This is a genomic window from Micromonospora sp. NPDC051227, assembly GCF_044455385.1.
Taxonomy (GTDB): domain Bacteria; phylum Actinomycetota; class Actinomycetes; order Mycobacteriales; family Micromonosporaceae; genus Micromonospora.
In genome coordinates this window covers 81,924-94,963 of the sequence record NZ_JBITET010000005.1, presented here as the reverse complement: position 1 = coordinate 94,963, position 13,040 = coordinate 81,924, and the positions used below count along the sequence as shown (strand labels likewise).

Here is a 13,040-nt window from a genome sequence, read left to right as displayed (position 1 = left end):
ACGGGGCGTGGCGCCGGCGGGTCGTCGACAGCACGAGGAACGGGTAGCGATGAACGACAGACGGGGCAACGGCGTCCGGGCGGTCACCTCTCGGGCCCAGCAGGGCCTGTGGTTTCTGGAGAGGTTGGCCGCGCAGCCGCCGACGCACACGGTGTGCCGCACGTACCAGGTGCACGGCCCGCTCGACGAGGACGCCCTGTGCGCCGCGTGGCGGACCCTGGTCGACCGGCACGAGGCGCTGCGGACCCGCATCGTCGAGCGGGACGGCGTCCCGTGGCAGGCGATCGACGCCGGCTCCGACGCTCCGGCGCTGGTCGACCTCACCACCGTCGCCGAGGCGGAGCGGGCGGCGGCCGCGCAACGGCTGCGCACCGGCCTGGCCGGGGCCGTGGTCGACCACGCCGACGGCCCGCTCAGCCGGTTCACACTGGTCCGGCTCGGCCCCGAGGAGCACGAGGTGCTGCTGGTGCTGCACCGGCTGGTGGCCGATGACAGCTCGGCCCGCATCCTGGTGACCGAGCTGGGCGAGTGCTACTCGGCGGCGGTGCAGGGCCGCGAGCCCGCCCTGCCGTTCCTGCCGTTGCAGTACCGCGACTTCGCGCGGTGGCAGCGGGAGCAGGCGACCGGCCCGACGTACGGGCGGCTGGCGCAGTGGTGGCGGAACGCGCTGACCCCGCCACCGCCGACGCTGTCGCTGCCCGCCGACCGCCCGCCCGCAGCCGATTCGGGGTACGCGGGCGGGGCGGTGTCCTTCGACTGGGGTGAGGAGACCGCTGGCCACCTGCGCGAGGTGTGCGCCGCCGAAGGCACCGTCCCGGCCGTGGTGCTGGCCGCGGCGTTTCACGCGCTGCTGTTCCGGCACACCGGCGAGCAGCGGGTGACCGTGGGGCACCCGGTGGCGGTGCGGCCCCGCCCGGAGTTCGCCGGGACCGTGGGGCCGTTCCAGAACCCGCTGGTGGTATGCGTCGACTTCGCCGACGCCCCCACCTTCCGGCATCTGCTGGCCCGGGTGGCCCAGGCCCGCCGGGCCGCGCTCGACCACGGGGAACTGCCCTTCGCCGACGTGGTCGCCGAGGTGGACGTGGACCGGGACGCGCAGCGGCCACCGCTGCTCGACGCGGCGTTCAGCTGCCCGGAGTCGCCCGAGCCGGACCCCGTGCTCACCGGCGCGATCGTTCGCCGGCTGCCCGTCCGCGCCGGGGCGGTCCCGGTGAGCCTGTCGTTGGAGGTCGACACCGTCGAGTCGGCGGTGACGGGCACGCTGGCGTACCGGGCGGACCTGTTCGAGCCGGAGTCGGCACGGGCGCTGCTCGGCCAGTTGCGTACCCTGCTCGACGCCGCGCTCAAGGACCCCGGCCAGCCGGTGGCCGCGCTGCCGCTGGAGACGCCGGAGCAGCTCCGTGCCGCGGCCCGGGCCGCCGACCGGATCGAACCGGTCGCCGCCGGTTGGCCCACCGTCGCCGCGGCGGTGCACTCTCGCGCCGAGCGGGACCCGGGTGAGACCGCGGTGGCCTGGCAGTCGGAGGCCGTCTCCTACGGCGATCTCGCCAGCCTCGCCAGCTCCACCGCCCGGGGGCTGCGGCGCCTGGGCCTGGCGGCGGGCGCGCCGGTGGCGGTGCGGATGCCGGCCGGGCCGCGCCAGGTGGCAGTGCTGCTGGGCGTCCTCGACGCGTGCGCGCACCTGGTGTGCATCGGGGCCGGGGAGGCGGGTGAACGGGGTCGGCTGATCCTGGGCGACCTGCGCCCGGCCTGTCTGCTGGTGGAGGGCGACCCGGACGACGACGAGCTGGCCCGCTGGTACCGCACCGAACTCGACGGGCAGGCCGTCGCGGTGGACACGCTGCACCGCGCCGACGCGGAGGACGACCCGCCGGTACCGGCCGGCCCGGACGCGTCCGACCTGGCGTACGTCGCGTACACCTCGGGGTCGACCGGCATGCCGAAGGGGATCCCGCACACCCACGCCGGCTTCGCGCAGTTCTGCCAGTGGATGGCAACGCACTTCGCGATGGAGCCGGGCAGTCGGGTGGCCCAGTGGGCGGCGCCCGGATACGACGCGGCGCTCTGCGAGATCTTCGCCGCGCTCGGCGCCGGCGCGACCCTCTGCCCGGTGCCCGACCGGGTGCGGGTGGACCCCCGTCGGCTGGTGCGTTGGCTGGCCGACGAACGGATCAGCCACTTCCAGACCGTGCCGAGCTTCGCCCGGGAGGTTCTGCGGGCCCTGGTGTCCCGGGGTCACGGCGACGCGCTGCCGGCGCTGCGGCACCTGCTGCTCGCCGGCGAGCCGCTCCCCGGCGAGCTGGCCGGGGAACTACGCCGGGCGCTGCCGGCGGCCCGGTTGACCAATCTGTACGGCCCGACGGAGATCGTGCTGGCGACCTGGCATGAGGTGACCGGGCCGGTACACGGGACGGTGCCCGTCGGTGAGCCGATCCCCGGCCGCCAGGTGCTCGTGGTCGACGACCAGGACCGGCCCTGCCCGGCGGGGGTCACCGGTGAACTGGTCGTCCGCAGCCCCTACGTCACGCCCGGCTATGTGGGCGCGGAGGCGCCCGCCGACGCCTTCACGCCGCTGCGCGCCCACCAGGAGTTCGGGTTGCCGGACCACGGCTGGTACCGCACCGGGGACCTCGGACGCCGGCGGCTGGACGGGTTGCTGGAGTTCCGCGGCCGGCAGGACTTCCAGATCAAGTTCTTCGGCACCCGCCTGGAGCTCACCGACGTGGAGACGGCGCTGGCCGCCGCGGACTCGATCGCCGAGTGCGCGGTGGTGCCGGTACGCGACCACAGCGGCCTGGTCGTGCGCCTGATGGCGTACGTGGTGGCCCGGGAGCCGGCGGACGGCGCGGGCGCGAACGACCTGACCGCCGCCTGGCGGGCCCGGCTGCGACAGCGGTTCGGCAGCCTGATGCCGCCGGTGAGCTTCCGCGCCCTGCCGACGCTGCCGCGCAACGTGGGCGGAAAGGTCGACCGGCGTCGACTGCCGGCGCCGACGTCGCTGCGCGCGCCCGGTGACCGCCAGCCCGCCACCCCGACCGAGCGGATCCTGGCGGGCGTCTGGGCCGAGGTGCTCGGCACCGACGAGGTGGCGCCGGAGGATTCCCTGTTCACCCTCGGCGGGCATTCGCTGCTGATCCCGCCGCTCCTGCACGAAGTCCGGGAGCGGACCGGCGTCAGCGTTTCGGCCCGCCGCTTCCTCGCCGACCCGACGCTGGCCGGGCTCGCCGCCCTGGTGGACGCGGAGACGCGGCCCGACGACGGTGCCCGGACGCAGAGGGAGGTGAGCGGCAGCGCCTGACCGCCCCGCGCGGGGACGACGCTACGAATCCCCGAACCGCCCAGCCCGACGACATATGAGGTGGAGAGACGTGACCCTGGTGGAGACAACGCCCGTCGAACTCGACGGCCAGAACGTGGACATCGCCGGCATCCGGCGGATCGCCGAGGAACAGGCGCCGTGCGTCATCGCCCCGACGGCCCTGGAGAAGGCCGCGGCGAGCAGGGCGATGTTCCAGGACATCGTCGAGCAGGGCATCCCGGTGTACGGCATCACCACCGGGTACGGCGACCTGGCGTACATGATGGTGGACAACGCCATGGAGATCGAACTCCAGCTCAACCTGGTGCGCAGCCACTGCGCCGGGGTCGGGCCGATCTTCGCCGAGGACGAGGCACGGGCCATGGTCGCAGCCCGGCTCAACGCGCTGGCGCGGGGCTACTCGGCGGTCCGGCCGGAGCTGCTGGAGCGGTTGGCCCTGCTGCTCAACCAGGGCGTCACCCCGGCCATCCCGGAGATCGGCTCTCTGGGCGCCAGCGGCGACCTCGCCCCGCTGTCGCACATCGCCGCCGTGATCATCGGCGAGGGGTACGTGCTGCGCGACGGCCGGCCCACCCCGACCGGCCCGGTCCTGCGGCAACTCGGTGTGGAGCCGTTGCAGCTACGGTTCAAGGAAGGGCTGTCGCTGATCAACGGCACCTCCGCCATGACCGGCCTCGGCGCCCTGCTGGCCGGCCGGGCGCTCACCCAGGTCCGGCAGGCCGAGATCGTGACGGCGCTGGCGCTGGAGGCGTTGCAGGGCTCGACCGGCGCTTTCATGGCCGAGGGGCACGAGCTGGCCCGGCCGCACCGGGGCCAGATCGACAACGCCGCCAACATGCGCGCCCTGCTGGCCGGCAGCGGCCTGGCGCTGGAGCACCGGGAGATCCGCCGTCAGGTCGAGGAGCAGAAGCAGCAGGGGGTCAGCGTCCAGCGCGGCGAGATCTACCTGCAGAAGCCGTACACGCTGCGGGCCATCCCGCAGGTCGTCGGCGCGGTGCGGGACACCGTCTACCACGCCACGGGCATCGTGACGACCGAACTGAACTCGTCCAACGACAACCCGCTCTTCTTCGAGGGCAAGGAGGTCTTCCACGGCGCCAACTTCCACGGTCAGCCGGTGGCCTTCGCCATGGACTTCCTCACCATCGCCCTGACCCAGCTCGGCGTGACCTCTGAGCGGCGGACCAACCGCCTGCTCAACCGGCACCTCAACGGCGGCCTGCCGGAATACCTGGTAGCCGGTGAGCCGGGTCTGAACAGCGGCTTCACCGGCGCCCAGTACCCGGCGACGGCGCTGGTCGCGGAGAACCGGACCATCAGCCCGGCGAGCACCCAGAGCATCCCGTCCAACAGCGACAACCAGGACGTGGTGAGCATGGGCCTGATTGCCGCCCGCAACGCCCGCCGGGTGTTGCGCAACAACGACCTCATCCTGGCCGTGGAGTACCTGTCCGCCGCTCAGGCGGTGGACCTGCGGGGCGTCGCGGACCGGCTCAGCCCGGCCGGGCGAGCGACCCACGACCGGATCCGGTCCCTGGTGTCCACCCTGGACCGGGACCGCTACATGAGCGACGACATCGAGACGATCGCGGCCGCGCTGGCCCGGGGCGAGTTCGTCGACGCCCTGCCCGACCGCGGCGAGGGCCTGCGGTGAGCCGCCGGAGCCTCGGCAGGAGGAGAGAGCGATGACGGATGTCAAGATCGTCGATCGGGCCGACTGGTTCGCCGCGCGGCGGGCCTTCCTGGAGCGCGAGAAGGAGGTGACCCGGGCGCGGGACGCGCTCAACGTGGACCGACGCGGGCTGCCGATGATGGTGGTGGACCAGGAGTACGTCTTCGAGGGCCCGGACGGCGAGCGGACGCTGCCGGAGCTGTTCGAGGGCCGGCGGCAACTGCTCACCTACCACTTCATGTGGCCGCTGGAGGGGCACGACTGGTGCCCGGTCTGCTCGCTGTTCATCGACAACATCGGTCACCTGGCACACCTCCACGCGCGGGACACCTCACTGGCCATCGTCTGTGCCGCGCCGCAGTCGGACATCGTGCCGTTCAAGCGCCGGATGGGTTGGGACATCCCCTGGTACACCACCCGGGGCGACGCCTTCTACCGGGACTTCACGCTGGACGTCGGCACGGACGAGCCGGAGCTGCCCGGGGTCAGCGCGTTCCTGCGCGACGACGACGGCCGGGTGCTCTACGCGTACTCCACACACGGGCGCGGCAGCGACATCCTGAACAACACCTACAACTACCTCGACCTGACCCCGCTGGGCCGCCAGGAGGAGGGCATGGCGGACACCATGGGGTGGATCCGCCACCACGACCGCTACGGCGATGCCACTGCGGGCTCCTGCCACGGCTGACCGGGAACAGTGCCGCCACGGCCACGTCGGATCGACCGACGTGGCCGTCGGGCGTGTGCACTTGACCCGTTCCGTCCAATATTGACAGTCTGCTACGACCGGCCCACGCCCCGTGGGTCGGGCCAGCGAACCAAGAGGAGACCGGATCTGATGGATCCCGAGACCTTCCGTACGCGGACCACCCGGCACCCCGGCCCCGACGAGAAGCCGCTTCTGCGCTTCACTCACGACTACCCGGACCCGCCCGAACGCGTCTGGCGGGCGATCACCGATAGCGAGGAGCACTCCTCGTGGTTCGGCTTCTCGGTCGTCATGGAGCCGGTCGAGGGCGGGAACGTGACCGTGACGTTCTCTCCGGAGATGGTGGAGCGAGCCCGGGTCGTCGAGATCGACGAGCCGCGCCGGTTCGTGTACGCCGGCAAGGGCGACGTCTACCGCTGGTTGCTGAGCCCACACGGGGACGGCTGCCGGCTGGTGCTGGAGAACGTGGTCGGCGACCCGGGCCACCTGGCGCAGAGCGCCGCCGGCTTCCACCTGGCCCTGGACAAGATGGGCGAGCTGCTCGACCGGGAGGCCGGCCGCCCGGCCCCGCACGGCGGCGAGCCGTCCTTCGACGACCTCGTGAAGCACTACTCGACGCTGCCCGAGCAGCAGAACTGACCGGTTGGCCGCGGCGGGCGCCCCGAGGGCGCCCGCCGCGGCCGTGCTTCCCCTCCTCGGTCGGCACGCTCAGAGATGCGTCCTCGGTCGCCCCACCGGCATGATCGAGAGAAGTCCCACCAGCCTGCGGTCCGATGTCCGGCCCCCGCGTCTGCGGGCCGTCCGCCGCTGCGCACCCCGCCCGCAACGGGCGAGGCGGTGGGACGGCCAGCCGGCGGGAGGAGGCCACAGTGACAGGTGGAGTGGGCGGGCCCGAGCCCAGCCGGACCGGCCTGGTGCCCTGGCCGCCAGAGGCGGTGGCCCGGTACGTCGCCGCGGGTTACTGGGAGGGTCGGCCGCTGGGCGCGTGCATCATGGCTGTGGCCGACGCCGTGCCTGACGCGGAGGCGCTGGTCAGCGGGAACGTCCGGCTGACCTACCGGGAGCTGGTGGAGTGGGCCGACGGCTTGGCGCTGCGCCTGCACGCGCTGGGCCTGCGCCGGGACGACCGGATCGTGGTGCAGCTCGACAACCGTTGGGAGTTCGTCGTGCTGACGCTCGCCTGCCTGCGGCTGGGCGTGCTGCCGGTCATGGCGCTGCCGGCGCACCGCCACCACGAGATGTCCCACCTCGTCCGGCAGGCCGAGGCTCGGGCGGTGGTGGTGCCCGCAGAGACGGACCGTTTCGACCACCAGGAGATGGCCCGGCGCATCGCCGCGGGGCAGCCGGGCCTCTCGCATGTGCTCGCCGCCGGCGCTCGGCCCGCGCCGGGCTCGGTGGACCTGCGGGCGCTGTGCCGGCCCGCCGAGGACCCGGCAGCGGCGCGCCGGCAGCTGGACGCCGCCGCGCCAAACAGCCGGGACGTGGCGCTCTTCCTGCTGTCGGGCGGCACCACCGGCCTGCCGAAGCTGATCGCCCGGACCCACGACGACTACGCGTACAACGCCCGGCGCAGCGGCGAGGTCTCCGGCTTCGGCCCGTCCACCGTGTACCTGGCGGCGCTCCCGCTGGCCCACAACTTCCCGCTGGCGTGTCCCGGCATCCTCGGCACCCTGCTGGTCGGTGGCCGGGTGGTTGTCGCCCCGTCACCGTCGCCGAAGAAGGTCTTCGACCTGATCGAGCGGGAGCGGGTCACGGTGACCGCCGCGGTGCCGACCATCGCCCAGAGCTGGCTCGCGTTTCAGGAGTCCGGGCCCGGATATGACCTCGGTACGCTGCGGGTGCTCCAGGTGGGCGGCGCCCGGCTGGCCGACGAGGTGGCCTGGAGGGTCCGGCCCACCCTCGGTTGTCAGCTTCAGCAGGTCTTCGGCATGGCGGAGGGGCTGCTCAACTACACCCGGCTGGACGACCCCGACGAGGTGGTGTGCCACACCCAGGGCCGCCCGATCTGCCCGGACGACGAGATCCTGGTGGTCGACGAGGAAGGCCGGACGGTGCCGGACGGCATCCCCGGGCTGCTGTTGACCCGCGGGCCGTACACCCTCCGCGGCTACTACCGGGCCGAGGGGCAGAACCGGATCGCGTTCACCGCCGACGGCTGGTACCGGACCGGTGACGTGGTGCGTCGCCGTCCCGACGGCAACCTGGTCGTCGAGGGACGCGACAAGGACATGATCAACCGGGCGGGCGAGAAGATCTCGGCGGAGGAGGTGGAGAACTTCGCCTACCAGGTCCCGGGCATCGACCTGGCCGCCGCCGTGGCGATGCCCGATCCCGAGTTCGGCGAGCGGGTCTGCCTCTACGCGGTGATCCGGGCCGGTGCGCCGGTGCAGCTGTCCGGCGTGCAGGCGGTGATGGAGCGCGCCGGAGTGGCCCGGTTCAAGCGGCCGGAGCGGCTGGTCGAGGTGGCCGCCCTCCCCCGCACCAACGTCGGGAAGGTGGACAAGAAGGCGCTGCGCGAGGACATCCGGCGGCGGCTCGCCGCTGAGACGCCGGACGACGTGCCGCCGACCTGAACGCCGGTGAGCCACACGGAACGGGCCGGTCGCGTCGCGACCGGCCCGTTCGGCGTACCCGCCCGACGACTCAGCCAGCCGCCGGCTCGATGGACAGGGCGTGCCGGAAGATGTTGTTCGGGTCGTACTTGGCCTTGATGCGCTGCAGGCGGGGATAGCTCTGCTTGTAGTAGAGGGTGCTCCACGGCACGCCGGACCGGTTCCAGGCCGGGTCCTTGCTGTCGATGTCCGGGTAGTTGATGTAGCAGCCGTCGTAGCGGTCGTTGGACACCGGCATGCCGCCGGTGTCGGCGAAGACCCGCTGGTAGAAGCGGCGCACCCAGTCCACCGACTCCTCGTCGTCGGCGGCGTTCGGCCAGGAGGCGGAGAACCAGAGCTTGAGGATCGAGTCCCGCTGCGGGACCGCGGTGGCGCCCGGCCGAACCGCGTTGACCTGGCCGCCGTAGCCGGCGAAGTAGACCAGGCACTGCCCCTTGTAGGCCGGGTCCCGCAGGCCCCGGTACAGCTCCACAATCTGCCAGTCGGCGAGGGGCTTGCGCAGGTAGCTGCCCTTGGACTTGGTGCGCGGCGGGATGGTCTGCGGGAACTCCAGCGTCGCGTTGGCCAACCAGAGGTCGTCGGTCGTGCTGATCTGCGGTGCGACGCCGACCCCGTCCGATACGGCGGCGATGTACTCGTCGAGCATCCTGCGCGCGTCGGGCATGGTGGCGTCGGTGCGGATCTCCAGGTAGATGGCCTGCTCTTTCTCCGTGTTGAGGTGCAGCGCGCTGTGCAGACCCTCGAACGGGTCGCCGGGGGCGCTGTGGGCGGCGTGCCACGCGTTGTGGTTCTTGACCAGCCGGACGAAGCCCTCCTGGGTCAGCCCGTCCCACGGGTAGGAAGCCCAGGTCATGAAGAGGGTCGGCGGCGGGGTGGGCAGCAGCTTGCCCGGGTCGTCGCCGGTGGCGCCGGGCGTGCGGAACAGGTATTTGGTGACGAACCCGAAGTTGCCCCCGCCGCCACCCGTGTGCGCCCACCACAGGTCGCGGTGCGGGTCGTCGGGACGGCCGGTGGCCAGGATGGTCCGGGCCCGACCGGACCGGTCGACGACGACCACCTCCACGCCGTAGAGGTGGTCGACGGAGAGGCCGAACTTACGCGACAACGGCCCGTACCCGCCGCCGCTGATGTGGCCGCCGACACCCACCGGCGGGCAGACGCCGGCCGGCACGGTGACCTTCCAGCCGAAGTAGAGCTGCTCGTACATCTGACCGAGGGTGGCGCCGGACTCCACGACAAACGCCCGGTGCCGCCGGTCGTACCAGGTCTGGTTCATGGCCGACACATCGACCAGCACCCGGAACGCCGGGTCGCCGACCAGGTTGTCCAGGCAGTGGCCGCCGCTGCGGACGGTGATGCGCTGCCCACGGCCGACCGCCTGCTCGACCGCCGCACGGACCTGCTCGGCGGTGTAGGTCAGGTGGACCGTCTCCGGGGACGAGATGAACCGGGGGTTGAACGAACGAAGCATGAGCTGCGCGTACCGCGGATCGTCGGAGTGAATGGCGACCAGCGGGTCGACAGCGGTCGCGGGGTTGCCACCGGCCTGGGCGGGCGTGGCACCCAGGCCGGCGAGACCGACGGTGGCGCCGGATAACGCGGCAGTCGAGCCGAGGATCTGCCGACGTGACATGACCATGGAAGCACCTGCCATCTGAGGGGTCCGGGCCGTCCCGACCCGTCGCGTGGCGGACCGGACCAGGGCGAAGATCATCTGTGCCTATGCTTCTCGCCCGGGGACGACAGTGCATCTTCCAGATTGCCGTCCTGGCCGCAGACGCGAATTGCGGGCTCAGTCGCCGACGGTGGTCTGCTCGACCGGCCGGGCCGGGGCCGGCGCCACGCCCCGCGCCTGAGTGAGGACCCGCCACATCATGCGCGGGCGCATCAGGTCGGTCGGGGGGTCGACCAGGCCGGCCACCCGCATGAAGCTCCGGGTCACCGCGCCGTCGCGGACCGCGGCGGCCTGCACGCGGGACATGTACGCGTTGGCTATCCGGACCTTCGGCGGGCGCGGCCCGACCACCCCTGGGAAACTCAGGTCGCTTCCAGCGGAGATGTCCCACGGCACGTCGACCACCCGGGCGGCGTCCCGGAAGAACTCCCCCGGCCGGGGCGCCAGACCCGTCCGGAGGTGCTCGCGCAGGGTCAGCGCCTCCAGGGCGGCCACCGTCATGCCCTGGCCGTACACCGGGTTGAAGCTGCACAGGGCGTCGCCGAGGACCAGGAACCCGGCCGGGAGGCGGTCGAGGCGCTCGTAGTGCCGGCGCACGCTCGCCGGGTAGCGGAAGGACACCGGGTCGTCCAACGGTTCGGCGTCACGGATGACGTCGAAGATGTCCGGCACCGGCAGGGACCGGACGAAGTCCAGAAAGCCCCGCTCGTCCGCCGGCGGGTGGTCGCCCAGCACACCGGTCAGCGACAGCACGCTCCGGCCGTCCTGGATCCGGGAGAAGAACGCCCCCCGGGGGTGCGAGGGGGTGGAGACCGGGTTGATCGACAGGTCCCCGTGCAGGATGCCCTCGTCGCGCAGCCGGTAGTGCCGGGTGGTGTACACCAGGTCGATCGGCACCCGGGTCTCCGCCGGCCGCCGATAGCCCAGTTCGGCCAGCCAGACCGGGGCGCGAGACCCGCGCCCGGTCGCGTCCACCACCAGGTCGGCGGGGATGACCTCCTCGTCGGCGGCGCCGGCCGGGTGCACCCGGACACCGGTGATGCGGCTCCGGTCCTCCGTGGTGACCAGGCCGACGATGTCGCAGCCGTCGCGCAGTCGCAGCCCGGGCAGCGCGGCGACCGCGTCGCGCACCTGGGCCTCCAGTAGCGGCCGGGACCCCGAGACACAGACCAGTCCGGTGCTCGCCCGCCGCAGTGGCCTGCCGTTGAAGAACCAGCGCAGCTCGCCCAGGTCACCCGTCGGCACGCCAGCGGCGACCGCCCGCGCGGTGAACCCGGGGAACAGCTCGTCCAGGATCTGCTGGCCCCGGGCGAGCAGGCCGTGCACGTGGCGGCCCTGCGGCACGCCCCGGCGTGCGCCGCTCCCGGCCAGCTCGTCTCGGTCGACGATCGTCACCTCGTCATACGCGTCCGTGAGCACACGGGCGGCGAGCAGGCCCGCCATGCTCCCGCCCAGCACGACCGCCCGCGATCCCCGGCTCACCGCCACAAGTGCCTCCTCGGCGTCTCCTGCCCGCCGGACGGTGGTACGACACACCGGACCGCCCGCTGACCACCCGACCGTCGCATCCGCCGCGCCGGCCGCGCACCTTCCGAATTGCGCGCGTTCGCCACCCGACGGCTGGTCGCTCGGCACCGACCCGGGCTGCGCATTCTCGGAGATCCGCCGGTATCCGGCGTGCGGCCATCCTGGACAGGCGGACGAGTGGGCGGGGCCGTCGGAGGGAGACCGTATGAAACCGCCAGGCCTGCTGCGACGCTGGCCGCCGACCACCTGGCCCACGCCGGAGATCAGTGGGACCGTCGAGCGCGACACCAACGGCCTCGACGGCTGGCGAGGCCTGCCCAGGGCGCAGCGACCACCCTGGCCCGACGAGGCGGAACTGGCGGTCGTGATGCGGCAGCTCGGCACCGTGCCGCCGCTCGTCACGCCGGCCGAGGTCGACGAGCTACGCGACCGGCTGGCCGTCGCGGCCGAGGGCCGCGCGTTCCTCCTCCAGGGCGGCGACCCCGTGGAGTCCTTCGCCGGCAACACCGAGGCACGCCTGGTCGCCAACGCCGCGACCCTCGCCCAGATGGCCCTGGTCCTGGCGTACGGCGGCTCAATGCCGGTGGTCAGCGTCGCCCGGGCCGCCGGCGGATACGCCCACCCGGCGGCCGCGCCGATCGACCACGCCGGACTGCCCAGCTGGCGGGGCGACCTGATCAACGACCGCACGCCCGCGGAGGCGGCCCGAGTCCCCGACCCGCAGAGACTGATCCTGGCCTACGCCAACGCGGCGGGCGCGATGAACGTGCTGCGCGCCCACTTCACCGGGGACCTGGCCGACCTCCAGTCGGTGCACCGCTGGCAACAGGGATTGCTGGACGACGTCGACCCGGCCACACCGCACCTCAACGCCGCCCAGGAGCTCGGCCGCGCCATGGCCTTCATCCGGGCGTGCGGGGTGCCGGACGCCGCGGCGCGCCCACATGCCCGCCCGTACAGCTCTCACGACGCTCTCGTGCTGGAGTACGAGCGCCCACTGGTCCGGGCCGCTCGGGGCCGGCGGTACGGCCTCTCCGGCCACCTGCTCGGGCTCAGCGAGCAGGTGGGCCGCCTCGACGGCGCCCACGTGGACCTCGTCGCCCGGATCGCCAACCCGGTGACCGTGACCCTGGGGCCGGACACGCTGCCAGAAGCCACCGTCGAGCTCTGCGAACGGCTCAACCCGGACAACGTCGCCGGCCGGCTCACCCTCACCTGCCGGATCGGCCCCGGCCGGGTCGACGAGTCGCTCCCCCCGATCGTGGAGAAGGTGACCGCGGCCGGGCACCGGGTGCTGTGGCAGTGCGACCCGATGGCGGCGCCCGGGACACCGTTCGCCCGGATCCTCGAGGGCGTACGCGGGTACTTCGCGGTGCACCGCGCGCTGTGCACGCACCCCGGTGGTCTGCGCGTGGCGCTCGACGGCGACCGGCCGGGCACGCCGGCGGGCGGCGGACGGGGGCTCGGGCGGGACCGGGCGCTCGACCTGGCGTACCAGGTGGCGGAGCTGCTGAAGGGGTGAG

Annotated in this window: 8 protein-coding genes; 6 read left to right on the top strand and 2 right to left on the bottom strand. The window is 73.1% G+C overall.

Annotated features, from left to right (window positions below):
* Nucleotides 1–49 precede the first annotated feature (49 nt).
* The 5 genes from ACIA47_RS15335 to ACIA47_RS15315 all read left to right on the top strand — a co-directional run bounded on the left by ACIA47_RS15335 (nt 50) and on the right by ACIA47_RS15315 (nt 8,276).
* Nucleotides 50–3,298, top strand: a complete 3,249-nt coding sequence (locus tag ACIA47_RS15335) for an AMP-binding protein (RefSeq protein ID WP_396708374.1) — start codon at nt 50–52, stop codon at nt 3,296–3,298.
* A 70-nt stretch (nt 3,299–3,368) separates the two neighbouring features.
* Complete coding sequence (cmdF, locus tag ACIA47_RS15330; RefSeq protein WP_396708372.1) at nt 3,369–4,973, top strand: tyrosine 2,3-aminomutase; 1,605 nt, start codon at nt 3,369–3,371, stop codon at nt 4,971–4,973.
* A gap of 31 nt (nt 4,974–5,004) precedes the next feature.
* Entirely contained in the window at nt 5,005–5,682 is a 678-nt protein-coding gene (locus tag ACIA47_RS15325; RefSeq protein WP_396708370.1) for a DUF899 domain-containing protein, read from the top strand.
* 150 nt (nt 5,683–5,832) lie between these two features.
* Nucleotides 5,833–6,342: an SRPBCC domain-containing protein gene (locus ACIA47_RS15320; RefSeq protein WP_396708368.1), complete on the top strand. Its 510-nt coding sequence runs from the start codon at nt 5,833–5,835 to the stop codon at nt 6,340–6,342.
* A 134-nt stretch (nt 6,343–6,476) separates the two neighbouring features.
* Entirely contained in the window at nt 6,477–8,276 is a 1,800-nt protein-coding gene (locus tag ACIA47_RS15315) for a (2,3-dihydroxybenzoyl)adenylate synthase (protein ID WP_396708366.1), read from the top strand.
* 70 nt (nt 8,277–8,346) lie between these two features.
* Here the strand turns inward: ACIA47_RS15315 and ACIA47_RS15310 are convergent, their stop codons facing one another.
* Both ACIA47_RS15310 and ACIA47_RS15305 read right to left on the bottom strand, forming a co-directional pair.
* On the bottom strand, nt 8,347–9,954 hold the full coding sequence (locus ACIA47_RS15310; RefSeq protein WP_396708364.1) for an FAD-binding oxidoreductase: 1,608 nt from the start codon (nt 9,952–9,954) through the stop codon (nt 8,347–8,349).
* 153 nt (nt 9,955–10,107) lie between these two features.
* Complete coding sequence (locus ACIA47_RS15305; RefSeq protein WP_396708785.1) at nt 10,108–11,433, bottom strand: FAD-dependent oxidoreductase; 1,326 nt, start codon at nt 11,431–11,433, stop codon at nt 10,108–10,110.
* A 289-nt stretch (nt 11,434–11,722) separates the two neighbouring features.
* Here ACIA47_RS15305 and ACIA47_RS15300 point away from each other — a divergent pair, with 289 nt between their 5' ends.
* Complete coding sequence (locus ACIA47_RS15300; RefSeq protein WP_396708362.1) at nt 11,723–13,039, top strand: 3-deoxy-7-phosphoheptulonate synthase; 1,317 nt, start codon at nt 11,723–11,725, stop codon at nt 13,037–13,039.
* Nucleotide 13,040: the final 1 nt, after the last annotated feature.

Coding starts and splice junctions, on each gene's coding strand:
- ACIA47_RS15320 (WP_396708368.1), top strand. CDS start 5,833: ATGGATCCCGAGACCTTCCGTACGCGGACCACCCGGCACCCCGGCCCC.
- ACIA47_RS15315 (WP_396708366.1), top strand. CDS start 6,477: ATGTCCGGCCCCCGCGTCTGCGGGCCGTCCGCCGCTGCGCACCCCGCC.
- ACIA47_RS15300 (WP_396708362.1), top strand. CDS start 11,723: ATGAAACCGCCAGGCCTGCTGCGACGCTGGCCGCCGACCACCTGGCCC.
- ACIA47_RS15325 (WP_396708370.1), top strand. CDS start 5,005: ATGACGGATGTCAAGATCGTCGATCGGGCCGACTGGTTCGCCGCGCGG.
- ACIA47_RS15310 (WP_396708364.1), bottom strand. CDS start 9,954: ATGGTCATGTCACGTCGGCAGATCCTCGGCTCGACTGCCGCGTTATCC.
- ACIA47_RS15305 (WP_396708785.1), bottom strand. CDS start 11,433: ATGGCGGGCCTGCTCGCCGCCCGTGTGCTCACGGACGCGTATGACGAG.
- ACIA47_RS15335 (WP_396708374.1), top strand. CDS start 50: ATGAACGACAGACGGGGCAACGGCGTCCGGGCGGTCACCTCTCGGGCC.